Raw genomic sequence first — 23,332 nt, 5'->3', positions numbered from 1 at the left:
AACTCCTTCCGGGCTTCTTTCTATTATTTCCGGCCGATGCCGTGATAAATAAAGCCGGCTTCTTTAAATTCCTTTGCTTTAAATGCGTTTCTGCCATCAATCATTACCGGCTTTTTCATAATGCTTTTTAACTTTTCCGGGGTCACCTGCAGGCACTCTTCCCACTCCGTGACAAGCATGGCTGCATCTGCACCCTCGCATGCATCCAGGGCGTTTTCCGCATAGTAGACATCTCCCTCGAGGAGCTGTCTGGCGTTGTCCTCAGCTACCGGGTCAAAGGCACGCACTTTCACGCCGTACTCCTGGAGCGAGCGGATGATTTTCAGGGACGGTGCCTCCCGCATGTCGTCGGTATTCGGCTTGAAGGCCAGGCCGAGAAGCGCCACCGTAATATTGCGGATGTCCTCATTAAAAATCACGTTCAGGTGGTCCACCATACGAAGGCTCTGCTTTTCATTCACGTCGTTTACCGCCTGCAGCAGCTGCGGGTAGTAGCCTTTAACCTCCGCCAGGTGCTTGATCGCTTTAACGTCCTTCGGGAAGCAGGACCCCCCGTAGCCGATCCCTGCATTCAAGAACTTCGGCCCAATCCGGTTGTCCATCCCCATCCCGCGGGTAACCGCGTTAATATCTGCCCCGTAGTAATCGCAGATGTTAGCCACTTCGTTCACAAAGGAAATCTTCGTCGCAAGAAAGGCGTTGGAGGCGTATTTAATCATCTCGGAGCTGCGCGGATCCGTGACAACAATATTGTCTGTAAGCGGCTGATGCAGCTCTGTTAGAATCTCCGCTGCCTTGTCCGAGTTCGTACCGATAATGACGCGGTCGGGATTGAACGTATCCTTCACAGCCGAACCTTCCCGGAGGAACTCCGGCACGGAGCACACTTCGATCTTAGCATCCGGATTTTTGTCGGCAATCAGCGAGCGCACACGGTCCGCCGTCCCTACCGGCACCGTTGATTTGTTCACGACCACGCGGAACTTGTCATCATTTACCGCTTCGCCAATTTCATCCGCCACTCCGTACACGTAGGACATGTTGGCAGCCCCTGTTTCCGATTCCGGTGTACCCACCGCAATGATTACAATGTCCGAAGCCCGGACGGCGGGCTGCAGTTCTGTCGTAAACTGCAGCCGCCCGGCAGCGCGGTTTGCGTCCACTAATTCCTTTAACCCTGGTTCATAAATCGGGATTTCCCCATTGTTCAACCGGTCTACTTTCTCCGGGATCTTATCCACACAGATCACGTCATTGCCAAGCTCTGCAAAGCTTGTTCCTGATACAAGGCCGACATAGCCGGTGCCTACTACTGTTAGCTTCATACGTTTTCCCAACCTTTAGTTTATGTATTTTCGTACTTTAATTATACGCGTGAATAACCGCTTAACGCTTAAGCGGGATTGTCAAATGTTATTGTATCACATTTTGCCAGTTATTCTACATCCACTTCTTTATACGTGTTAAAGGTCCCGGTCTTCAACCTGTAAGCGTTCCGGCATGCCGGTCTGGGCTCCTTCCTTCTCGACGGAAAGGGCCGAGGCGGTATTGGCAAACCGGCAGGCATCCTCAAGGGTCATGCCTTCTGCTACGGCTGTCGCAAACGCTCCGTTAAACGTATCACCTGCTCCTGTAGTATCCCGCACGTCTGCCGCACGCACAGGGATTACAGCTTCACTGCCGTCTTTGCGCGTGATCAGCGCTCCAGCCGCTCCCTTTGTCACCACAATATTCTCCCGGCGTTCAACAATGGCCGGATACGCCTCTTGCAGTTGGACAAATTCCTGCTCGTTCGGCGTCAGGTAGGCGGCTTTGTTCCAGCATTCAGGGGGAAGCGGCTGCATCGGCGCCGGATTCAGAATAACCGGCGTCTGCTCCTCTTCTGCGGTGTACAGCAATTTTTCCACAGCTGGCGCCGGGATTTCGAGCTGCACAAGAATAACATCCGCCTCTCTCAGGAGCGTCCGGCTTGCTTCAATATCTTCCGGGCGGACAGTGACGTTTGCTCCAGGCGTGACGATGATGCGGTTATCCCCTTCCGACACAAGGATGGTCGCAATACCGCTTGCCATGCCATGTCGTGTACGGACATGCTCTGTACTAATGCCCTCTGCTTTCAGATGCCCGAGCTGCTCTTTTCCAAAAGCATCGCCTCCAACCGCTCCGACCATTGACACCCGGGCCCCGAGTCGGGCAGCGGCGACCGCCTGGTTAGCCCCTTTCCCTCCAAAAAACGTGTGAAAATCCTCCCCGAGGATCGTTTCTCCCCGGGAAGGCATCCGTTCCGCTATTGTAACAAGATCCATATTAATACTTCCTACCACTACGATATTTGCCGGCATTCATTGATCACTCCCTGCTTGGACTAACAAAATTCTGAGTGTAAAACGGCCGGTTTTCTTCGTCAAATGCTACGCCGACTCCCAGCCCGTCATAATTACCGAGCATCGCTTCCCGGTGCCCTTCATATGAATTCATCCATCCAGCTGCAGCATACAGTGGGGACCGCTGGCCAGAAGCAATATTTTCAGCCGCCTGCATGTAGCCGATACCATTCCCTTCCAGGCGGTCAAACGGATTCTGCCCTTCCGGATTTACGTGATCGAAAAACTGGTTTTCGGCCATATTCTCGCTGTGTGCCCTTGCCACCGCCGCCACCGAATCATTGTAGGCGAGCGTATCCCGGCCGAGCTGGACGCGCTGGGCGTTGGTTAAGTGCCACACCAGCTGTTCATACGACTCCCGCACTTCTTCGGATTCCCCGGCATAGAACGGAGAATTCCTTTCCACCTCTTTATCTACTAACAGCAGGGCATTTACCCTGTTCTCTTCATGAATGTCGTAGAAAAAGGTGGCATACCCATCTTCCACTTCGTAGACTCCCTGCTGCTGTTCATTCGTTTCTGTCCGGATATTACCTCTGGCCACCGTTTCTATGGATTCTCCGTACGTCTCCCGGATAGTGTCGCGTCCGGTTCCCCAACCGTTTCCTTCAGCGTCCTGCCACGTCTGCTGGTTGGAATAAAGCGCCACTACGCGCCCGTCCTGCACGCCGTACTGGGCGTACTGCTCATATTTATCCTTATAATAGATATGCCAGTCGAACGAATAATTGCCTGCCTGCACATCCTTCGCTTCTCCACGTGCAGCTTCCATTTCTTCAACGCTGTCCCCAAGGCTTACGCCTGCCATTTCCCAGTCCCCTGTTCCTTTTGGCACTTCTGTTTCTACCGTGCCGGCCCCCGGAGCGCTTCCGCTGTTTTCATCTGCCTGCAGATTTTCGCCAAGCAGATTGGATAAAAACAGCGCCATTCTCTCGCCCTGCGTGGCCGTTTCTTCGTAGGTCGTGCCACCCGCTTCTTCGAGACGCTCTTTGACGCCGCTCCACGGAGAATCCGCCGGGCTGTAAACTACGAGTGCTGCCAATAGAGCCATCAACACCGCCGCACCAACCAGACCCTTCATGTGCATATCTCCTCTATTTGTTCATTTATTGTTTGTATCGCTTGTATATCAATTGTACAGGAAAACGAGTCGTGGGAATAATAACTTGCACCTGGAGATTTCCCTTAAAAGTCATTCGGCAGAATGATATACTAAAAAGACGCACAGAATATATTCAACGCTGGTACATTTATAAAAAAGCTCCATGACTACGATTATAAAAGGGTGAAAAAAATGGCTTTATTCGGTAGAAAAAAGCAATCGTCCCAGGGAGATGCTGCCAAACCAGAAAACCTGGCAGAACAACCCCAGGAGGATGAGGAAACCATAGAAGAAGCACACGATGACAGCGGACGCACTGTCGAAACCACGCTCAGCCTTCATCCTGAAGCCGAAATCCCGGAGGAAGATGAATACTACCTGCGCTTTTTAAACGGCGAAGCACCCCGGCTGAAGCCCGGCCAGGTAGCGCTTTCCGGCATCAGCGCCCAGCGGGATGAACACGGCCAGATGCTTGTCACCGCTTTTATCCGTAACGGGGCGGAAAAAGCCATCCGGCTGAAGGAGTCCACCGTATTAATCATGAGCAATGACAACCAGGTGATTGCGAAAAAGAAAGTCGATTTAAGAGGCGTCGGCGATATTCCGCCGCGAAGCGCACGGCCGTGGAACTTTTATTTCGCACCTAAAGAGCAGCTTCAGCAGGAATTTCCAAAAGACGGATGGAAAATTGGCTTTCACGTTGAAAAACCAAAGCGCGAACACCACCTTGACCTTGCCGACAGCTGGAAAAGTGCGCTCAGCGAGCAGCAGGTGGATAAGCTGAAGGACATGATCCGTGACATGAAGCCGCCGCGTCCTGGTGAAGTTAACTTTATGGGCATGCGTGCCGTACAGTCCGAAAACGGTGACCTCCATGTGACGCTCCTCATCCGCAATGGGGGCAACAACGAGCTCAAGCTCGACAATGTGCCGCTGCAGGTCGAGGATGCACACGGGGATGTTATTGCCCGGGGCGGATTCAAGCTCGAGGATTTCGCCGTGCAGCCTTTTTCAAGCCGGCCCTGGACGTTTGTCTTCCCGCATCGTCTGCTGAAAAAGGATGAGATCGACCTTTCCAAGTGGAGAGCGTATCCAATTAAAAAGAAACAGGAGGAGGATAAAGCATAACGAAAGAGCCTGGCGCGGGCTCTTTTTTTATGCAAAAAAGCCGCCTGGGGGTGCTCCCCCGGCGGCGCTTGCGGTTGAAATGTTTACTTTTTGTCCGTTTCTTTTTGCAGAATACTGTTCTGCAGATAATCTTCAAGCGGCTCACGCAGATCTTCCCGATTTAGGGCAAAATCGATCGTTGCTTTAACAAAGCCGAATTTGTCGCCAACATCATAGCGTACCCCGTTAAATTCATACGCCAGCACATCCTGGCTTTCGTTCAGCTTCGTAATGGCATCTGTCAGCTGAATTTCATTGCCCGATCCCGGCGGCAGCGTTTCGAGAATGTCGAAAATTTCAGGCGTTAAAACGTAGCGTCCCATTACTGCGTAATTGGAAGGCGCATCCGCAAGGTCCGGCTTTTCCTTTAAGCCCTGTACTTTGTGTACGCCAGATTCTTCTTCACTTTTCGGATCAATGATGCCGTATTTGGAGACGTCCTGGTCGGGAACCTGCTGCACACCGACGACTGAACTCTGGTACTTATCAAAAACGTCGGTGAGCTGCTTCATGCACGGCTCATCCGAATGGACAATATCGTCTCCAAGCAGAACGGCAAACGGCTCATCTCCAATAAAGCGGTGAGCGCACCAGATGGCGTGGCCGAGGCCTTTCGGCTCTTTTTGGCGGATATAGTGGATGTTTGCCATGTTGGAAATCTGCTGGACCTCTTCGAGCTGCTTCGTTTTGTTTTTCTTTTCAAGCGTCTGCTCCAGCTCATACGAAACGTCAAAATGGTCCTCAATCGCACGTTTGCCGCGTCCGCTCACAATAATAATGTCTTCAATGCCGGCAGCAATCGCTTCTTCTACTATGTATTGAATAGTGGGTTTATCCACGATAGGAAGCATTTCCTTCGGCTGTGCCTTTGTCGCTGGCAGAAAACGTGTTCCAAGCCCCGCGGCCGGAATAATAGCTTTACGTACTTTCATCTTTTTTCCTCCTTGATAACTGTGCTGCGCGCTCTGCACGCAGGTTAAATACAAGACAAATCAAGCTGTATTCAACATACCATAATGAATAGGAAATACAAATACATGAAATAAAATCATCCTGCTTAAATTTTCCAAAAGCTGTACCAGGGCTCCCAAAGTATTGTCACATTCTGCTTCTTCCTTTTGTTGGAATATATGGTATAGTATTTATATTCTAACATGAAAGGAGGCGCGACCGCGTTTTTTTCTGCTCCCAGGCCCAGTCTGCGGCCTTATTTTCACCAACCCCCTCCTCTTGGTGAAATCCCCCTGCAAATCGTTACCGAAAGAGGTGATACCCATGCCCCGGGAAGAACGCCTTTGGTTTCCAGGCACTGTCTACTATATTACTGCAGCTGGGGCTTCCAACCGCACGTTATTTCCCAACGAAAAAGATTATAAACAATACGTATACTTATTGGCTAAAGTAATTAATACCACCAAGCTCGACCTGCACGCCTATTGCCTGCTTCCAGGCAGTATTCATCTGTTGGCCGAATCCACCTACGTTTCTATCTCCACTATTATGCGGGAGCTGCATGCTTCCTACGCCATGCACTACCGGCGCCATTATGAAACCAGCGGCCCGGTCTTCCAGGCCCGTTATCATTCTGAACTTCTTCCGGACGAAACATCCTTTTTTGAGCACAGCCGCCGGATACATCTGCTTCCCACTGAAAGGCTGGACCATTCATACTCGGGAACGTACCGGTGGTGCAGTGCCCGGGACTATCTCGCACCGCAGCCCGAGTACGCCCCGAAACACCCCTTTTTATCCCTTGAACGTACCCTTGCATTTTTCCCCTCCCCCAGGCATGAATACTTTCATCGTTTTTTACACCACACGTCTGCATTCCAGGCCTACTAACAATTCAGGAGTGATTACATGTTTAACCAAGTGACGCTTGTCGGCAGATTCACCCGGGATCCCGAATTAACCTATACGAAAGACGGCACCCCGGTATGCAACTTCACCCTCGCTGTCCAGCGGTCCTTTCGCAACCAGGACGGGGAATATGATGCTGATTTCGTACCTGTTACCGTATGGAGACGGCAGGCGGAAACGACGTGCGAATACTGTCACAAAGGAGCTATGGTCGGTGTAAAAGGAAGAATTAATACCCGGCTCTACGATAACAAAGACAACAAGCGTGTTCAGGTGGTCGAAGTAAACGCCGAAGACGTCCGGTTTTTAAAGCTGCAATACAACTCTCCCGAAGAACCGCCGGAAAGCATTGGTTTAAATACTGAGCCCTTCCCTGCCGGCATCTAATAATTTTTCTCCCTTCCATTAAACCCCCGCTCTATCCTCCCCGTTTGAAAACAAAGTCCCCCGCACTCCTCTGCAGGGGACTTTTTACATATATTTCGAGCCATATCTCCACAGCCAGCCTAAAACTACAATGACCGCTGCGGCGGTTACTCCGGTCATATCGAGGACTACGTCCTGCCACATGCCGTGCCTGTCCGGACTGAAGTGCTGCCGGAATTCGTCAACCAGGGCAAATAGAAACACAAAACTATAGGCCCCTGCAAGCTTTCCCCAAAATGAAAAACTATACGGGTACACTGCAAACAGTGCCGCCATAAATATAACGGTGAACATAAACACATGACTTGCCTTGCGGATAAAAAATTCCACATACCCTTCGACGCCGGAAGCAGCTACGCTCACCGGGTCCCCGCCATAAGTAAAGGAAGGCACGGAAACATACGGCTGCAGCCATTCAAACGGCACATGCTCGAGCCACGGCCGGATATCCTGCTGCTGATAAGGCATCGAAGTTGAAATAAGAATGGTCAGTACAGCACCTGCAAGCGGCAGCACAAACAGCCAATTGGGTGCGGACAGTTTTTCTGCTCGTATCTCCAAGGTGCTTACCTTCTTTCTTTTTATTTTCAGTATAAAAAACTTGTGGGCGTTTTTCCAATTTTTAACCCCATACCGTCCATGTAATACTGATTGTGATAGTCATTACAATCAGGCTTACCGGCACACCGATTTTCATAAAATCGGTAAAACGATAGCCGCCCTGCGTGTATACAAATAAATTCGTCTGGTAGCCGATCGGCGTAATAAAGCTTGCCGATGCTGCAATCGCAACAATGACTGCCGCTGCTACAGGGGATACAGATAAAATATCCACTGTTTCCAGTGCCACCGGAAGCATAACGATAGCCGCCGCATTATTGGTTACCACTTCCGTGAATATATTTGTGAGTACATACAGGGCAGTAAATACTCCAAGGACGCCAAACGGCATAAACCATTCGATCATCTGTTCAGCCAGAAGCGAGGCTGCCCCGGTACTCATCATCGCTTCTCCAAGCCCAAAAGCAGCGGCAATGACAATCAGCACTTCGTATGGAATATAGCGGTGGACATCTGTAAGTGACAGTGATCCAGTTACGAGCAGGCCGGCGACAGCAATCAGCGCTGCATAAAAAATAGGAATAATCTGCAGAGCCGCCAGAACAACCATCAGCACCATCATGACAAGCGGCAGCCAGCTTTTCCATCTCGGTCCTTTTAAAAAGGGATTCACGCTATTTTTTAGTACGTGAAAATCATTATGAGCGCTCGTTTTTTGTTCAAATTCCGGGCCAGCCAAAAGCAGGAGCGTGTCCCCCGGCTTTACCACCATTTCTTTCATTTCCGGCGAGTAGCTTTCATCATAACGATGAATACCGATAATTGCGGCATCAAACCGCTGGTCAAAGAATATGTCTTTTAATTTGGTGAATAAAATATTAGAGTAATGAGTTACCATTACTTCCATCAGTTTTCGTTCTTTTGGCTGTTCAGATGCCTGTGCTTCGTTTGCTTCTGTTTTGATATTGAGTCCTTCAATGTTTTCAAGCACAGCTACCTGGGCCAGATCTCCGTAAACAACCAGGCAGTCGCCGGGCTCGAGTACATGGTGTTCGCCGACCTCTCTGCTGCCCGGGGCGTCTTTTGGTATCACTGCAAGCAGCTGCATCGAAGGATCGTTAATAAAACCTGCCCGTTTCAGTGTCTCTCCGAGATGCTTGTATGCCGGCGTGATTTCGAGCTTCAGCATATACTTCCGCCGGCCTTCCTTCTGATAGAACAGCGGGGGTTTCCGTGCCGGCAGAATCTTTATGCCAACCGTTAAAATAAAGATGGTGACAGCAATTGTTGCCGGGATGCCGATTAAGGCGAGCTGAAAAAAATGAAACCCTGCGTAGCCCCGCTCCAACAGAAGCCCATGCACAACAAGGTTGGTGGACGTGCCTATTAGTGTAATCGTGCCCCCAATAATCGTGGCGTAGGATAGAGGAAGCAGAAACTTGGACGGAGCGAGGTCATACTTTTCACACCATCGTTTCACAAGCGGTGAAAACGTTGCTACGATCGGTGTGTTGTTTAAAAAACCGCTCATAAGCGCCGATGGTACAAGCATTCTCATTAATGAACCCCTCGGGGTGCGCCCTTTACTCAGCACCCCTTCCACGAAACGGTCGACAATGCCGGTCTGCTGGACGGCCCCTGCGACAATACAAAGAAGGCCAACGGTCAGCATGCCCTGGTTGGCAAACCCCTTCAGCCCCTGTTGCGGGGTAATAAGCCCCGTGACCAACAGCAAAGAAAGCACGAATAGAAAAATAATACTCGGTCTCGCAATTTCTTTCATCAACGCCCCCACCATCGCCAATACGATAATAAGCACCCATGCAATCTCCCAGGACACGCCGTCACCTCCCTCCATGTGTAATCCATAGTATTTTAATATGTTTAATCAAATTTAGACTCATAACCCATTATACTTATCGGCAGGTAATTGTAAAGGAACACTATATGTTTTACACTAGGAGAAGAGAGGTTTCTTACTAGGCGCCGGCTTTCTTCATTGGAGAGACAGGTTTTCGGCGCGTACTCACAAATCTCTTGAATATTTCGAAAAGAGGTGAACCAAAATGGCATTCGTCATTACATCGCCATGTATAGAGGAAAAAGCAGGGGAATGCGTGGATGTTTGTCCTGTAGACTGTATCGAAGAAGGAAAAGAGCAATTTTATATTGATCCGGACGTTTGTATCGACTGTGGTGCCTGTGTAGTTGTCTGTCCAGTAGAAGCAATCGTGGAGGACACTGAACTGACACCGGAAACAGAACCGTATCTGGAAAAAGCAAAACAGTACTTCGGTACAGAATAGATCAGATCCCGCTTTTTATTAGCGGGATTTTTATATTTTATAATTAGGCAGATTAAATTGGGTGAAAACGGGTAAACCATTACTACCCCACCCCATACCTCGATTATTGAACCGGTTTAAGGCAGCATTATCTGCTGCCTGGTTCATGATTGCGCCACTTCCTGATGCCCGCAGGCTTATGCCTGTGGGTATTTGGTGTAGTTAGCCATAAAGAAAGCCGGAACTCTCAGGAGCTCCGGCTTTCTACGTTTATTCTTCTGATTCAAGATCTTCAATCGATTCGATATCCATATATTCCGGTACAACCAGGCCCGTGATTGCGCCTTCGAGGTTCGGACCAAGATCTTCATAGCTGTCGCCGTATTCTTCCATCTGGCTCGCGTGTGTGTTCGGGAACCAGCCGGAAACCATGCCGTCTGCTTCACCGTCAGCAACGGCCGCAAACATTGGCCCCGCTTCAAGCTGAGTTAACGTTACATCATAGCCAAGGTCGGTAAGCACTTCTCCGACTACGTTCGTAGAAGCAATTTCAGAATCCCAGGCAACGTACACAAGTTCAATTGCTTCACCGTCGACTTCCTCTACGCCGTCAGTCCATTCAGATACCATATCTTCGTTTTCATCGACCCATGCAGCAGCAGCTTCAGCCGGTTCTGTGCCGTCCTGAATCTCTACCATGATTTCTTCCATGTTAGAAGCTTCCCACTGGAACTGATCGAGGAACTGGTACGCCCCCGGTAGATCCTCTTCGAGTCCCTGGCGCACCACGGTATGAATATCGTCACCGTCACCGTAAGAGCCCTCCGGATCCTCCAGGTATTTCAAATCATATTCGGCGAATTTCCAGTGAGGGGTCCAGCCGGTGACAATGATCGGTTCTTCATTTGCAATCGCGTCCCCAAGTGCACTAGTCATTGCCGCTCCTGAGCTTGCCTGGAGATTCCAGTTGCTAAGGTTGTAATCTTCAATCGCCTGGTCTGTTTGAGACATAATGCCAGCCCCAGCGTCAATGCCGGTAATCGTGTAGTCTACTTCTTCGCCAAAACCTCCCGAAGAGGATTCTTCACTCGATCCGGAATCGTCAGAGCCGCCGGATTCTTCGGAATCTCCGCCACCGCCGCACGCGGTCATAATTGCAGCCATTGAAACTCCGGCTGCGCCTAAACCAGCTTTTCTCCATAATTTTTCCATGTAAATTACTCCCCTTTTGTTTGAATTATATGGATACTTCCATTAACGGAAGGTGTTCCTATTTTCGCTTACTTGCTCCAATACCCTGCGTCAGCCGGTCCAGGATAATCGCCACAATCACGATCGCAAGACCGGCCTCAAAGCCGCCGCCAACGTCGTTCCGGCCGACGGCAAAGTAGACGGCCGTGCCGAGGCCGTCCGCCCCGATCATTGAGGCAATGACGACCATCGACAGCGCCAGCATGATCGTCTGATTAATCCCCGCCATAATCGTTGTTTTGGCCATCGGGAGCTGTACCTTGAACAGCTTTTGGTTCCCCGTCGACCCGAAGGCCTCCGACGCTTCAATGATTTCGGTCGGCACCTGGCGGATGCCGAGGTTCGTAAAACGGATTGTCGGCGGCATCGCGAAGATTACGGAGGCAACGACCCCCGGCACCATGCCGATCCCGAAAAACGCCACGGCCGGGATCAGGTACACAAAGGCGGGCATCGTCTGCATAAAGTCAAGCACCGGCTTCACGGCGCCTTCTACAACCGGGCTCCGGGACATCCAGATGCCGACCGGCACCCCGATCACTATGGAAATCAGCCCGGCGGTTAGTACGATGGCGAGCGTGAGCACCATGTCCTCCCAATAGCCTAGGTTCCAGATCAGGAGCAGCCCAAGCAGAACAAACACCGTGAGCCCGATTTTCCGGCCGGCGAACCAGAACGTTAATCCGGTCATGATTAACAGCAGCAGCCACGGCGGGAAAATGCCGAACAACCATTCGAAGCCGCTGATCAAGTAACCAACAATATCCGTCAGAGGCCCAAAAATAAATTCTGCCTGGGTCAGCCAGGACACAAACGCGTCAATCCAGTCAGCCAGCGGAAGCGGTGTAATCTTATTCAACGGCTTCTACCTCCTTGCCGGACAGAAGTGCCATGACAGAACCTCTCACGACGATACCTACGAGCCTGTTATCTTCATCAACGACAGCAACCGGTGTATTTTTGTATGTAAGCAGCTCAATCATTTCCTTGACTACTGTGTCCTTCTGTACTGCCGGCACGTTTTCGTGAAGCACGCTGCGCATATCTTCCGAGCCCTGCTCCACCAGCTCCGATACTTCGTCAGCATGCACGATCCCGAGCAGCGTCCGGTCTTTATTCGTCACATACAAGCTCGAAATGCCTTCTTTTTTCATTCGCTGCAGCGCCACCCGCGGGCCGTCTTTATCAATCGTAAGCGTTTCCGGACGTTTCATGACCGCTTCGGCGGTGAACACCTTGGAGCGGTCTACGTCTTCGACGAACTGGGCCACATAATCATCCGCCGGATGCTGAAGAATGTCCTCCGGCGTACCGATCTGGACAATCCGGCCATCCTTCATAATGGTAATGCGGTCCCCGAGCCGGAGTGCTTCGTCCAGGTCATGAGTGATGAACACGATCGTTTTCTGCATCCGTTCCTGCAGTTCCAGCAGCTCGTCTTGCATCTCCTTCCGGATCAATGGGTCCAGCGCGGAAAAAGCCTCATCCATCAGCAGGATATCGGTGTCCGCTGCCAGTGCCCGGGCCAGGCCGACCCGTTGCTGCATGCCGCCGGACAGTTCATCCGGGTACATGTTGCCGTAGCCGCCAAGGCCTACGAGCTGCAGCGCGTCCTCCGCTTTTTTCTTTTTATCCTGATCTTCCAGGCCCTGAATTTCCAAACCGTATGCTACATTGTCGAGAATTGTCCGAAATGGGAATAGTCCGAATTGTTGGAAAACCATGCTCATTTTTTCCCGGCGTACCTTTCTCAGTCCTTTATCATCCATGCGGGCCAAATCATCGCCGTCCACCCATACGCTTCCCTCGGTCGGATCAATTAACCGGTTCAGAAGTCGCACTAGTGTAGATTTCCCGCTTCCGGAAAGGCCCATGATGACAAAAATTTCCCCGGCTTCTACCGAAAAATTGGTCCGGTTCACGCCGACCGTGCAGCCCGTTTCTTTTAAAATCTCGTCTTTCGATTTTCCCTGTTCCAACAGGTTAATCGCACGGTTCGGGCGCTTGCCGAAGACTTTGGTTAAGTTCTCTACTTCTATCTTCGCCAACGTTTCACACCTCTTTTACTATGTCTGTCTCTGTATTTGTTATCACTCTTTTACTATATATTATTAGGATAAAAGTTACAAAACTTTCCTCACTCCATTTGAGGCTGTTTTATTCATAAAGTATATACTGTACATAAATTATATACTTATATCTATCTTTATCTACTGATTAAAAGATTTAACGACCGAATATTCAATTTTTTTATTTCAAAGCATTTTGCTAAACTTTAAGCACTACATGCAAAAAGGGGGCCCTGTATGGAAAGGGAACAAAAAAACATTCAGGACAAACTGGACGAAGCGAAACATCAGTTTATTGGCACGATTGCCCAAAATATGGGCCTGTACGGCGTTTCCGATACAAACGGACGTTTGTACGGCACCGTGTTGTTTGCCAAGCGGCCCATGACCCTGGATGATATGAGCACAGCACTCGGCATGAGTAAAATGAGCATGAGTACAGGGATACGGGCCCTCATGGAGGCAGATATGGTGGAACGGGTGTGGGAAAAGGGAGTACGCAAGGACCTGTACCAACCCAACGACGACTGGTACCAGTCATTTGCTTCTGCTTTTGTGAACCGGTGGCGGGAAGCTGCGGATAATAATCAAAAAGCAGCCCGCCAGGCCAAAAAAGATTTTGAAACTTTTTTAAAGGAAGCGGACGAGCCGTATCTTATTGAAGTGCTGCAGCACGATCTGGAAAAAATCAACTATGCCCTCGGATATTACGAATGGCTGGATGAAGTGATACGCATCTTTGAAAGCGGTGAAATTTTTACGATGGTCCCCCCAAAATAAGCTCAGCTGTTAAATTTCCAGCAGTGGCAGCCGATGTTCAAGCCGGATCTGTTCATGCACTCTCCTCGCCAAAACTGCCTCCGTATCTGCCGGCTGCCAGAGCAGCGCATACTGATACAAATCATGCCATTCTAAAATATTGGCAAATTGCTGCAGCGAGGGAAGTGGAATACTCCACGTACTGTCATAGCCGGCCAGCAGTTCATTAAAAACCATTCTCGCAAATGGCTGATAATCCTCTTCTCCGGAAAAAGACATCAGGATACTCCGCAGCAGCGCCGCAAGATCGTATAACCTTACATGGACTCCCGGCATTGCTCCTGGAAGAAGGACTTTCTCTGCTGAAAACCCAGTCCGCCATTTCACTTCCCTGAAAACAAAACCTATGCTGCCTGGTTGTGTGGCCGCCTGCTGTATGACGGGGAATAACGAATCGATGCTTTGCCGAATAATCGTCTGGCCTTCCGGAAGCAGTTTATCCATCTGCCGTCGCTCTGCCTCAGCGGTCTGTTCTGCCAATAGAATGCTCTTTTTATCGTTTCCCGGCAGTTTTTCATGCCAGCTGCGGTGTTTTGCTGCCAAGCCGGCGCCGAGCTTCCGGTACTTCTCTTTCCCCTTTCCGCAGTTCCCGGATTTCTTCTGATACATATAGGCATGGCCATCCTCCCCTGCACTCGGCAATTTTTTCCCATCTATCGTTTTTCTTATACCGATATCATTTTCAGCTTCAAGCCACTGAATTGTTTCTTTCTCTGAAAGGACAAGCTTTCCAATTATCAGAACCCATTCTGTATTCATTCTGTCTTTCACTTCATAATGACTGGCTCCGCATTGTTGAACCGTTGCCCGGGCTATACCGTACACTTCCTGGATCCAATGGCTGATTGCTTTTGTGTTCATCAAACGCCTCCGTTTCATTTACTGTAGATTTTTCCGGTTTTCTTTTACACTGGACTAGCATAGAAAAGCATTCTGTTTAGTTGGAGGAACGCGTATGAATATAAGCATTCTTGACCAGTCACCAATTGCAGACGGCGAAACACCCGAAAAAGCCTTTGAACACACACGTGAACTTGTTAAACTGGCCGAAGACTTGGGATTTCACCGCTTTTGGGTAGCTGAGCATCACAGCACGAGCGGCCTGGCCGGTTCTTCGCCGGAAATTCTGATGTCGCACCTGGCAAGCGTTACTTCAAGCATCCGCATCGGTTCAGGAGGGGTCCTGCTTCCTCAGTACAGTCCTTATAAAGTAGCAGAAAACTTCAAGGTGCTTGAAGCTTTATTTCCAGGCAGAATCGACCTTGGTATCGGAAGGTCTCCCGGGGGAGGCAATACGATCCGGGAAGCTTTGACCGATGGCCATAAAAAGAGCCTTTCCGCCTTCCCCCGCCTTCTGCAGGAAGTCCAGGGGTTTATTGACCGTTCTCTTCCCGGAAACCACCCCTATGCCTCCATTAAAGCCTCTCCGATGAGTGCCACTCTGCCCGAAACATGGGTGCTGGGCCTGTCTGAACGCGGCGCCCGGGACGCTGGCAAACAAAGCGCCGGGTTCATGTTTGGCCATTTCATCAGTCCCGACCAGGGGGTGGACGCAGTCCGAAAATACCACGATTCTTTTGTACCAAGCGAGCGTCAGCCTCGGCCGGTGACTGCCGCCTGCGTATTTATCGTTTGTGCTTCCACCGACGAAGAAGCTGAGCACCTCGCTTTAAGTCAGGACCAATGGCTGTTAAATGTTGAAAAAGGAACAAATACGAAAGTACCTGCTCCAAACAGTGTAAACCCCAGTAACTGGACACAGGAAGAACAGGAAAAAGTCCGGCACAATCGACGCCGTGCTGTTATTGGCTCTCCTGCCACGGTCCAAAAGCAGCTGCGCGAGCTTCGGGATAAGCTCGGACTCGATGAATTAATGGGCATTACCAACATTTATGATTTTGAAGCAAAAAAGATATCTTTTCAGTATACCGCAGATATTGCCGGCAATCTTTAAACAAAAAATCCGCACGCTCGATTGAGCGGTGCGGATTTTTTCGTTCTTAAGAATCTGTGGCCGGGACTCCCTGTCTGTTTTCCTGGATTTCTTTTTCGCTGGAGCGAAACGAAAGCCACGAAAGCATTAAGCCTAAGAGCGTAATGACAGCACCGGCCATACCAATCAGCGGAAGGCTGAAACCAAGGCTGATCACTACACCGCCGACCCAGGCTCCAAAGGCGTTGGCCAGATTAAATGCAGAGACTGCAGAAGCGCTCGCAATCGATGGCGCTCCTTCTGCCGCCCGGATAACCGTCGTCTGCAGAATAGGCACCGTCCCAAAGGCCCCCATTCCGAGCAGAAGCACCGAAATCGGAGCCAGCCAGGTAATCGTGCTCGTTAAGGTGAGAGTCGACAAAATAACAGTCAGCGAAGCCATCACAACCATCAGCGGCTTCAGCAGTGATTCAGCGTTCAGGCGCCCGGACAGCACGTTGCCCAGAACGCCCCCTACCCCGAATAAAAAGAGGGAAAGCGTTATACCTACCGGACCAAGGCCGGTAATATCCTGAAGCAGTGGTTCAATATACGTGTAGGCAGTGAAAACGCCTGAATATCCGAAAACCGTAATAGCTAGTGCAAACAGCACCTGCTTCCTCTTAAATACGCCAAGTTCTTTTCTCATCGATGTTGGCTCTTCGGCGTTCATATTCGGCACGAAAAAGATGATGCCGAGCAGGCTGATAACACCGAGGCCGGCAATGCCGGCAAAAACCATTCTCCAGTCAAACAAATCTCCGATATATGCTCCGAACGGCACCCCGATCATTAGCGAAATAGTCAGTCCGCCGTTAATGGCAGCCACCGCGCCGGCTTTCTTCGATGGAGGGACAACTTCACTCGCCATAACCATGGCAATGGCAAAGAAAGGTCCGTGCATCAATGCGGAGAAGACGCGTGCCCACAGCAGCACCGTATAGTTTGGAGCCAGCGCACTGGCGATGCTGGACCCGATAAACAGCAGCATCAATCCAATCAATACATACTTTCTTGGAAATTTCACCAACAGAGATATAGCGATTGGCGAGAGCACAGCGACACCGAGCGCATACATGCTGACAATCAGCCCTGCAGCAGAAATCGTGATGCCAAAGGAATCCGAGACATTCGATAAAATCCCCATGGCGACGTATTCGGTAGTACCGATAGCGAACGTAGAAATCATAAACATGGCAATCATCACCATTGGGCGAAACGTTTGGCCATTGCGTACGATCATTGTTATCCCTCCTTGATATATTAATCAATCATTCTTTCGTCCTGTTTAACCGCAACGAGTTCTTATTCTATAGGCTGAGTCTACATACGTCTAGATTGTAAAACGCTTACGACACAAAATCGTCACATTTTTTCTGTTGATTTTTTTATTTACATCATGTAAGGGTTATCATTTCTTTTTTATCAATAGTTTCATTTGCTTTATGAAATCATCGTTATGATGTTTTTTGTACAATCCGCTTACATCGGGGGTTTGCGCAGAAATCCCCCGGGGTAAACCTTTTTTCGTGCACGTTACCAAAACGTTTCGACATAATTTAACAGCAGGAAAGAAGGGACATCATGTTTTCACTTTTTACATTCATTCTCATTACCATAGCCATTGCCGGTTACGCCTCCTACCGGACAAAAAGCATTAATATGAAAAGCCAGGAAGGCTATTTCCTTGGTGGACGCAGCCTGATGGCACTCACCATCGGCTCCTCTACTCTGCTTGCCAATCTTTCTACCGAGCAGCTTGTCGGACTGAGTGGACAGACATACACTGGATCAATGGCTTCAATGGCCTGGGAAGTTACAACGCCGATCGCGCTCATTTTTATGGCGTTTATGTTTCTGCCAAAATACTTACGGGCGGGGGTAACCACCGTCACCGAATTTCTTGAAAAGCGTTATGACCAGCGGACCAGACAGATTGTTTCTTTACTGATGCTGCTTGGCTTTGCCTCTTCATTTCTTCCGACGGTGCTGTATTCCGGCTCGCTTGTGCTTGATCAAATATTTGATATTTCAAGCGTGCTCGGCACGAGTCAATTCTTCACTGTTTTGATTGTCTCTGCCGCCATTGGGCTTGTCGGTATGCTCTACATCGTATTCGGCGGTCTGAAGGCCATTGCTTCTGCCGACTCCCTGTACGGCGTTGGCTTAATTGCCGGGGGCCTGCTTATTCTGATACTCGGTCTCATGGCGCTCGGCAATGGTAATGTGTTTAACGGAGTCGGGACGCTCACCTCTGAACATACTGAAAAATTAAATGCCATCGACGGCAGCAATGACGCCCAGGTGCCCTGGCCCACCATATTTATGGGACTGTTATTTAATAACCTTTTTTATTTTTGTATCAACCAGGCCATTGTCCAGCGTCCACTTGCAGCACGCAATTTAAAAGAAGGCCAAAAAGGCGTCATGATTACCGCCCTGTTTAAATTATTCGGCGCCTTTTACCTCGTTCTTCCCGGCGTAATCGCTTATCATCTGTATGGCAACAGTCTCGCCAATGGAGACGCCGCGTACCCAACCCTTGTGACTGACCTGCTGCCGCCAGTACTCACTGGCGTATTCGCAGCTATTTTGTTCGGGGCTGTCCTGAGTTCGTTTAATGGGGGTATTAACAGCGTGATTACGCTGTTTACGCTTGATTTGTATAAACCGCTATTTCACCCGGACGCAGATGAAACGACTCTTGTTCGTTCCGGCCAGCGGTTTGCGATGATTGTAGCAATCGTTTCTATTTTCATCTCCCCATTTATTTTGTTTGCCCCATCAGGACTTTATAACTATCTGCAGGAAATGTTCGGGTTTTTTAACATTCCCGTGCTTGCCATTATGGTCGTCGGCTTTTACACCAAAAGAGTGTCGCCATTTGCCGCAAAAGTGGCTGTGCCGGTGCATATCATCTTGTACGGCGCCAGTAAAATCTTTATCGGAGAACTCAACTTCCTTTATGTACTGAGCGTGTTGTTTCCACTCAGCGTAATCGTGATGCTTGTTGTCGGTAAATTCAAACCGATGGCCGAGCCTTTTGAATTCAAAAATGAAGCACCTGTCGATATGGTGCCTTGGAAATACGCTAAACCAGCTGCGGCCGGCCTGGTTGCCGGCATCGCTATCCTATATGTTATCTTTTCTCCTCTTGGAATTGCTTCTTAATCTCAAAAAATGTGAAGATACTATCTGCTTGGCTCGTTTTATGCCAATTCTAAGGTTCTGGTGGAAGCGGTTCGCCGCTACACTCAGTTTTCCAACTACCAATTGATACTAGGAATATTTAAACGGCTTGACTCCGATAGAATACCGGAATCAAGCCGCTTAAGGATTTTACTTATTTTTATTATCTACTTGATAGAGTTCAGTTCATTTTCAGCACAGCCTATTTTATTATCCTTTAAATAATAGTGAAAAAGAAGTTCTAAAAATGAAAAACTCAATAAGAAATGAGTTACTTTTAAAATAACGTTTGAAGAACAATTTTGTTTTAATGGGACTTTTAAATATTATGTTCTCATGTAAATGATTTAACTATATTGTTTCTCTAAACGATTTAAACGGAGCCAAGAGATCGCCAGTGTGATAAGTAAAACCAAACCTAGAAAACCAATAACTGGATAAAATAAACCAATCAAATCAGAAAAACCAATAAAACTAGCTATATAAGCTATTATAAGAGTAGTACCTAAGAAGAAAGCAAAATTTTTAGTGCCTATTTTCGTAAATCTAGTCGTAAAGGGTAGAAACATACTAATAGCAGTGTTAAAAATCATAGCGTATAGCACGAGTGCCATACAAATTCCAAGAATGGGGGAAATATTGTTTACCATTTCAAGAATAGGTAATGCCTGGCCATCTAGTACAGCCATCTGAGAAAAAATAGCTCCATTTCCCAAAATAATTATAAAACCCAGACCTAGACCTCCAAGAAGGCCGCCGATTATTGCGTTTTTTTCGTTCTTTTCTTCGCCTCCAATGACAAAAGCAATCGCGGCACCTACAGAAGTATTAAATGAAACGTGATTTATGAAAGAAATCCACCAATTAGGCAAATTTGTCGACTGTTCTTTTGCTATTTGATTTAACGATGCAAGTGAATCGGTAGTATTGAAAATACTATAGATAGCAATAAGTATGACAAATATAAGTAAAAATGGTGTAATGCTCCCTATGATCACAATTATTTTGTTGAGTTGAAGCACACCTATCACAAATATAAGCACGGTTATAAGAGTCGTCCCGAAAACAACTGGTAGATTAAATTGCTGACTTAAATTTGACCCAGCTCCCGCCAACATAACAACACCAACACCAAATAAAGTAAGAATAAGAACATAATCAATGACAGTTCCAACAAATTTTCCACCTATTTGATAAACAGCTTCTTTATGTGAGCGAGTACGTAAACGACTACCAATACGAACTAAGGCCATACCTACAAACATATAAAGTATCGTAGCTAAAATTGAGCCAAAGAGGCCAGGAATGCCAAAGCTAGTATAATATTGTACAATTTCCTGCCCAGAGGCAAAACCTGCGCCTACAATAGCCCCTATGAAAGCGGTTGCTATTTTTAAAATGCTTTTAAAGTTCGAAATAGTAATTCCCCGTTTCAATTAGTCTCTTTAGCATAGGAGACGTGTGGATAGTTTAATTCTTTTGCTACGGCTTCGTGAGTCACTTTACCGTCAGCTGTGTTTAATCCTTTTCCAAGAGCAAGGTTTTCATTTAATGCCTTATATACACCTTTATTAGCAATCTGAAGGGCATAGGGGATAGTAACGTTGGTTAAGGCGATCGTGGAGGTTCTTGGTACTGCGCCGGGCATATTTCCAACCGCATAGTGAACGACTCCTTCGACGTCATACGTAGGATTTTCGTGTGTCGTTACTTTGTCCGCTGTCTCAATAATGCCCCCTTGATCAATCGCGACATCCACCATGACCGAGCCTTGGGCCATCGTTTTGATCATGTCTCGGGTGACGAGCTTAGGCGCCCGTGCTCCGGGGATGAGGACGGCTCCGATCACTAAATCAGAGGTCTGGACTTCCTGGGCAATATTTAAGGGGTTACTACTTATGGTTTGGATTTGGCCTCCGAACGTTTCGTCAATCTCCCGAAGACGTGCTGGATTTAAATCTACGATTGTCACATCAGCTCCTAAGCCATGAGCAATTCTTGCAGCGTTGGTTCCAACTACACCGCCGCCAATAACCGTTACCTTCGCTTTTTTCACACCCGGTACGCCTGATAATAGAATGCCTTTCCCGCCATAAACACTTTCCAGAAATTGAGCCCCCACCTGAGCAGCCATTCGCCCAGCTACTTCACTCATTGGCGTCAGCAAAGGCAGAGAACCGTTTTCTTGCACGGTCTCGTAGGCTATCGCCGTTACTTCATTCACCGTTAATGCTTCCACTAGGGCCGGTTCCGCAGCGAGATGCAGATACGTAAACAAAATAAGATTTTTACGGAAAAATTTGTACTCTTGTTCGATCGGTTCTTTGACTTTCATAACCATGTCAGCCTGAGACCAAACTTGGCTTGCCTGCTGCATAATAGCAGCCCCTGCCTGTTCATAATCATAGTCCTTAAAGCCGCTTCCTTCGCCGGCTTGGGCCTCGATAAACACCTCATGACCACTCTTTTTTAAATTTAAGACTCCTGCCGGGGTTATGGCTACTCTTTTTTCTTGGTTTTTAATCTCTTTTGGGATACCAATAATCATTTGTGGCCTCCTAAACAAATACTGTAAAAATAAATTTTTAATAAAGCAGCGCTAATTTATATATGCTAAATTGGATTAATTATTTATTTTCATAAACTACTTTTCCATCTATAAAAGTCTTCTCTACTTTAGTATTTTTAATCTCTTCAATAGGAGTATTCAAAATAGCACGGTCTAAAATAATAAAATCTGCCTTTTTATCAGCTTCAATGCTTCCTTTAATATCCTCTTCAAAACTAGCATAAGCTCCATGTAACGTATAAAATTTTATAGCTTCCTGTAGAGAGACACTTTGTTCAGATCCTACTATCTTACCGGTTTTTGTTTTTCTTGTTATCGCAGAATAAATACCAACAAAAGGGTTAATAGTAGTGATGGGATTATCGGAGCCAAAAGCTACTTTGAGTCCTTTTTCAGTTAAATCTCTGGCAGGAAATATATATTCAGAACGTTCTCCATAATCTGTTAAGTATCCATCTCCAAATTCATATATAAACGCTGGATTTAACACAGGAACAACGTTCTCCTCTACCATTTTTGTTTGTAGGTCTGGCAGTGCTAGAGCTGCATGTTCAATACGATGACGTTGAGTTTTGTTAGTTTCAGAATTAGCTAAGTGGATACATTTAAGAAGCATTTCAATTCCGAGATCGCCGATAGCATGGGAAGTAATCTGAAATTCATTTTTTGCAGCTTTCAATAACGTTTCGTTAAGTTCTTCTTGAGAATAATACAAAATACCAGAGTCATTTTCATTGCTAGAATAAGGCTCTCGGGTAGCCGCAGTAGGACCGCTACTACTACCATCAATAAAAAGTTTCGCAGGACCAATTTTATAAAAAAGGTCTCCTATACCTGTTAACATACCACCGTTTATGGCATTTTCTAGAACTTCTTTCGAGCGACTTAATGAACCTACTAAGACGTACAGTCGTTGTTTGATACTGTTACCACGTACCCCTTTAAAGAGCATTGGAAAATGACTATTTCCATAGCCTCCTGCGTCATGGACGCTAGTAACACCGTATTGACTATAGTGTTCAGAAGCTAAAAGATAACCTTGTAAAATGTTTTGTTCAGAGTGTTGAGAGAATTCGTACATATCCATATGTACGGATTCAAACAATTGTCCGTTTAATTTATTTTCTTGTCGTCCAAATGCTCCTCCTACTGGGTCCTCTTCATAATCACTTAGACCATAAAGTTCCATAGCTTTGCTGTTAACGACAGAAATATGATTACATGTTCTTGTAACAATGATAGGTAATTCTTGAGACACTTCGTCTAAATCTTTTCTAGTTGGATGCCTTTTTTCTTGTAAAGCTTTATCATTATACCCCCAACCTCTGACCCATTCTCCTTGCTTAGTGGAAGAAGCTCTTTCTTTTAATATTTTTTTCATTTCTTCTATAGAAGAAATGTTTTTACAGTCTACATTAAGCATGTTAGTACCTTGTAATTCAATATGAGCGTGAGAATCAATAAATCCAGGAAGCAGACTTTTACCTTGCAGATCAATAATGTGCGTATGAGCGGACAAATAATCGTTCATTTCTTTTTCATAACCGACTTTTATTATACGGTCGTCTTTAATTAAGAGAGCGTCATAAACATTAGATTGTGCATCAGCCGTAACAATTTGCCCGTTTATAAAAGCAGTTTCTTGTGCCAATATTGTCCCTCCACCATTAAAGTAATT

General features: G+C 47.6%; 21 protein-coding genes. 7 read left to right on the top strand and 14 right to left on the bottom strand.

Features of this window, described 5'->3' with window-relative positions; genetic code table 11:
- Nucleotides 1-23: 23 nt before the first annotated feature.
- The 3 genes from B5066_RS07920 to B5066_RS07910 form a co-directional block, all read right to left on the bottom strand.
- The gene (locus tag B5066_RS07920; RefSeq protein WP_079475405.1) at nucleotides 24-1,325 is read right to left on the bottom strand and encodes a UDP-glucose dehydrogenase family protein; all 1,302 of its coding nucleotides are present in this window, start codon (nucleotides 1,323-1,325) and stop codon (nucleotides 24-26) included.
- 138 nt (nucleotides 1,326-1,463) lie between these two features.
- Entirely contained in the window at nucleotides 1,464-2,342 is an 879-nt protein-coding gene (gene rbsK, locus B5066_RS07915; protein ID WP_079475404.1) for a ribokinase, read from the bottom strand.
- Nucleotides 2,343-2,349: 7 nt separating this feature from the next.
- Nucleotides 2,350-3,465, bottom strand: coding sequence for a CAP domain-containing protein (locus B5066_RS07910; protein WP_179124060.1), 1,116 nt, complete (start codon nucleotides 3,463-3,465; stop codon nucleotides 2,350-2,352).
- A gap of 213 nt (nucleotides 3,466-3,678) precedes the next feature.
- Here B5066_RS07910 and B5066_RS07905 point away from each other — a divergent pair, with 213 nt between their 5' ends.
- Entirely contained in the window at nucleotides 3,679-4,614 is a 936-nt protein-coding gene (locus B5066_RS07905; RefSeq protein WP_079475402.1) for an accessory Sec system S-layer assembly protein, read from the top strand.
- 83 nt (nucleotides 4,615-4,697) lie between these two features.
- On the opposite strand, the gene galU is transcribed toward B5066_RS07905, so the two are convergent.
- A complete protein-coding gene (galU, locus tag B5066_RS07900) occupies nucleotides 4,698-5,585 on the bottom strand; it encodes a UTP--glucose-1-phosphate uridylyltransferase GalU (RefSeq protein WP_079475401.1) in 888 nt (295 codons plus the stop codon).
- Nucleotides 5,586-5,928: 343 nt separating this feature from the next.
- Here galU and B5066_RS07895 point away from each other — a divergent pair, with 343 nt between their 5' ends.
- Together B5066_RS07895 and B5066_RS07890 are read left to right on the top strand one after the other, a co-directional pair.
- A complete protein-coding gene (locus B5066_RS07895) occupies nucleotides 5,929-6,495 on the top strand; it encodes a transposase (RefSeq protein ID WP_079475400.1) in 567 nt (188 codons plus the stop codon).
- Between the two features lie 18 nt (nucleotides 6,496-6,513).
- The gene (locus tag B5066_RS07890) at nucleotides 6,514-6,900 is read left to right on the top strand and encodes a single-stranded DNA-binding protein (RefSeq protein WP_079475399.1); all 387 of its coding nucleotides are present in this window, start codon (nucleotides 6,514-6,516) and stop codon (nucleotides 6,898-6,900) included.
- A gap of 84 nt (nucleotides 6,901-6,984) precedes the next feature.
- On the opposite strand, the gene B5066_RS07885 is transcribed toward B5066_RS07890, so the two are convergent.
- Nucleotides 6,985-7,500, bottom strand: coding sequence for a VanZ family protein (locus B5066_RS07885; RefSeq protein ID WP_158219166.1), 516 nt, complete (start codon nucleotides 7,498-7,500; stop codon nucleotides 6,985-6,987).
- Between the two features lie 61 nt (nucleotides 7,501-7,561).
- The gene (locus B5066_RS07880) at nucleotides 7,562-9,340 is read right to left on the bottom strand and encodes an SLC13 family permease (protein WP_158219167.1); all 1,779 of its coding nucleotides are present in this window, start codon (nucleotides 9,338-9,340) and stop codon (nucleotides 7,562-7,564) included.
- Between the two features lie 226 nt (nucleotides 9,341-9,566).
- On the opposite strand from B5066_RS07880, the gene B5066_RS07875 reads away from it, so the two are divergent.
- Entirely contained in the window at nucleotides 9,567-9,806 is a 240-nt protein-coding gene (locus tag B5066_RS07875) for a DUF362 domain-containing protein (protein WP_079475396.1), read from the top strand.
- Nucleotides 9,807-10,055: 249 nt separating this feature from the next.
- On the opposite strand, the gene B5066_RS07870 is transcribed toward B5066_RS07875, so the two are convergent.
- The 3 genes from B5066_RS07870 to B5066_RS07860 are packed head-to-tail and all read right to left on the bottom strand — an operon-like array spanning nucleotide 10,056 to nucleotide 13,084.
- On the bottom strand, nucleotides 10,056-10,997 hold the full coding sequence (locus B5066_RS07870) for a glycine betaine ABC transporter substrate-binding protein (protein WP_079475395.1): 942 nt from the start codon (nucleotides 10,995-10,997) through the stop codon (nucleotides 10,056-10,058).
- Nucleotides 10,998-11,055: 58 nt separating this feature from the next.
- Complete coding sequence (locus B5066_RS07865; RefSeq protein ID WP_079475394.1) at nucleotides 11,056-11,895, bottom strand: ABC transporter permease; 840 nt, start codon at nucleotides 11,893-11,895, stop codon at nucleotides 11,056-11,058.
- Nucleotides 11,888-13,084, bottom strand: a complete 1,197-nt coding sequence (locus B5066_RS07860; RefSeq protein ID WP_079475393.1) for a quaternary amine ABC transporter ATP-binding protein — start codon at nucleotides 13,082-13,084, stop codon at nucleotides 11,888-11,890. Before B5066_RS07860 ends, B5066_RS07865 begins: the two co-directional genes overlap by 8 nt.
- Before the next feature lie 258 nt (nucleotides 13,085-13,342).
- Between B5066_RS07860 and B5066_RS07855 the strand changes: the two genes are divergently transcribed.
- Nucleotides 13,343-13,885: a GbsR/MarR family transcriptional regulator gene (locus B5066_RS07855; RefSeq protein ID WP_079475392.1), complete on the top strand. Its 543-nt coding sequence runs from the start codon at nucleotides 13,343-13,345 to the stop codon at nucleotides 13,883-13,885.
- 9 nt (nucleotides 13,886-13,894) lie between these two features.
- Here B5066_RS07855 and B5066_RS07850 read toward each other — a convergent pair whose 3' ends face one another.
- Complete coding sequence (locus tag B5066_RS07850; protein ID WP_079475391.1) at nucleotides 13,895-14,785, bottom strand: hypothetical protein; 891 nt, start codon at nucleotides 14,783-14,785, stop codon at nucleotides 13,895-13,897.
- Nucleotides 14,786-14,879: 94 nt separating this feature from the next.
- On the opposite strand from B5066_RS07850, the gene B5066_RS07845 reads away from it, so the two are divergent.
- On the top strand, nucleotides 14,880-15,878 hold the full coding sequence (locus B5066_RS07845; RefSeq protein WP_079475390.1) for an LLM class flavin-dependent oxidoreductase: 999 nt from the start codon (nucleotides 14,880-14,882) through the stop codon (nucleotides 15,876-15,878).
- 46 nt (nucleotides 15,879-15,924) lie between these two features.
- Here B5066_RS07845 and B5066_RS07840 read toward each other — a convergent pair whose 3' ends face one another.
- Nucleotides 15,925-17,139, bottom strand: coding sequence for an MFS transporter (locus B5066_RS07840; protein ID WP_079475389.1), 1,215 nt, complete (start codon nucleotides 17,137-17,139; stop codon nucleotides 15,925-15,927).
- A gap of 338 nt (nucleotides 17,140-17,477) precedes the next feature.
- Here B5066_RS07840 and B5066_RS07835 point away from each other — a divergent pair, with 338 nt between their 5' ends.
- Nucleotides 17,478-19,067: a solute:sodium symporter family transporter gene (locus B5066_RS07835; protein ID WP_179124146.1), complete on the top strand. Its 1,590-nt coding sequence runs from the start codon at nucleotides 17,478-17,480 to the stop codon at nucleotides 19,065-19,067.
- A gap of 365 nt (nucleotides 19,068-19,432) precedes the next feature.
- Here the strand turns inward: B5066_RS07835 and B5066_RS07830 are convergent, their stop codons facing one another.
- From B5066_RS07830 to B5066_RS07820, 3 genes are all read right to left on the bottom strand, one after another.
- On the bottom strand, nucleotides 19,433-20,521 hold the full coding sequence (locus tag B5066_RS07830; protein ID WP_233133385.1) for a YkvI family membrane protein: 1,089 nt from the start codon (nucleotides 20,519-20,521) through the stop codon (nucleotides 19,433-19,435).
- Nucleotides 20,518-21,633: an alanine dehydrogenase gene (gene ald, locus B5066_RS07825; protein ID WP_079475387.1), complete on the bottom strand. Its 1,116-nt coding sequence runs from the start codon at nucleotides 21,631-21,633 to the stop codon at nucleotides 20,518-20,520. The genes B5066_RS07830 and ald overlap by 4 nt, the downstream gene beginning before the upstream one ends.
- A gap of 79 nt (nucleotides 21,634-21,712) precedes the next feature.
- Nucleotides 21,713-23,305, bottom strand: coding sequence for an amidohydrolase (locus tag B5066_RS07820; protein WP_079475386.1), 1,593 nt, complete (start codon nucleotides 23,303-23,305; stop codon nucleotides 21,713-21,715).
- Nucleotides 23,306-23,332: the final 27 nt, after the last annotated feature.

Origin of the sequence: Marinococcus halophilus, assembly GCF_900166605.1 — a bacterium.
Taxonomy (GTDB): domain Bacteria; phylum Bacillota; class Bacilli; order Bacillales; family Marinococcaceae; genus Marinococcus; species Marinococcus halophilus.
Note: the sequence above shows the minus strand (reverse complement) of the source record. Positions and strands in the feature narration are given on the sequence as shown.

What these genes read in the sequence shown, in the direction of transcription:
- rbsK (WP_079475404.1), bottom strand. Translation starts at nt 2,342, where the DNA reads ATGCCGGCAAATATCGTAGTGGTAGGAAGTATTAATATGGATCTTGTT.
- galU (WP_079475401.1), bottom strand. Translation starts at nt 5,585, where the DNA reads ATGAAAGTACGTAAAGCTATTATTCCGGCCGCGGGGCTTGGAACACGT.
- B5066_RS07890 (WP_079475399.1), top strand. Translation starts at nt 6,514, where the DNA reads ATGTTTAACCAAGTGACGCTTGTCGGCAGATTCACCCGGGATCCCGAA.
- B5066_RS07910 (WP_179124060.1), bottom strand. Translation starts at nt 3,465, where the DNA reads ATGAAGGGTCTGGTTGGTGCGGCGGTGTTGATGGCTCTATTGGCAGCA.
- B5066_RS07905 (WP_079475402.1), top strand. Translation starts at nt 3,679, where the DNA reads ATGGCTTTATTCGGTAGAAAAAAGCAATCGTCCCAGGGAGATGCTGCC.
- B5066_RS07850 (WP_079475391.1), bottom strand. Translation starts at nt 14,785, where the DNA reads ATGAACACAAAAGCAATCAGCCATTGGATCCAGGAAGTGTACGGTATA.
- B5066_RS07845 (WP_079475390.1), top strand. Translation starts at nt 14,880, where the DNA reads ATGAATATAAGCATTCTTGACCAGTCACCAATTGCAGACGGCGAAACA.
- B5066_RS07875 (WP_079475396.1), top strand. Translation starts at nt 9,567, where the DNA reads ATGGCATTCGTCATTACATCGCCATGTATAGAGGAAAAAGCAGGGGAA.
- B5066_RS07840 (WP_079475389.1), bottom strand. Translation starts at nt 17,139, where the DNA reads ATGATCGTACGCAATGGCCAAACGTTTCGCCCAATGGTGATGATTGCC.
- B5066_RS07895 (WP_079475400.1), top strand. Translation starts at nt 5,929, where the DNA reads ATGCCCCGGGAAGAACGCCTTTGGTTTCCAGGCACTGTCTACTATATT.
- B5066_RS07870 (WP_079475395.1), bottom strand. Translation starts at nt 10,997, where the DNA reads ATGGAAAAATTATGGAGAAAAGCTGGTTTAGGCGCAGCCGGAGTTTCA.
- B5066_RS07855 (WP_079475392.1), top strand. Translation starts at nt 13,343, where the DNA reads ATGGAAAGGGAACAAAAAAACATTCAGGACAAACTGGACGAAGCGAAA.
- B5066_RS07920 (WP_079475405.1), bottom strand. Translation starts at nt 1,325, where the DNA reads ATGAAGCTAACAGTAGTAGGCACCGGCTATGTCGGCCTTGTATCAGGA.
- ald (WP_079475387.1), bottom strand. Translation starts at nt 21,633, where the DNA reads ATGATTATTGGTATCCCAAAAGAGATTAAAAACCAAGAAAAAAGAGTA.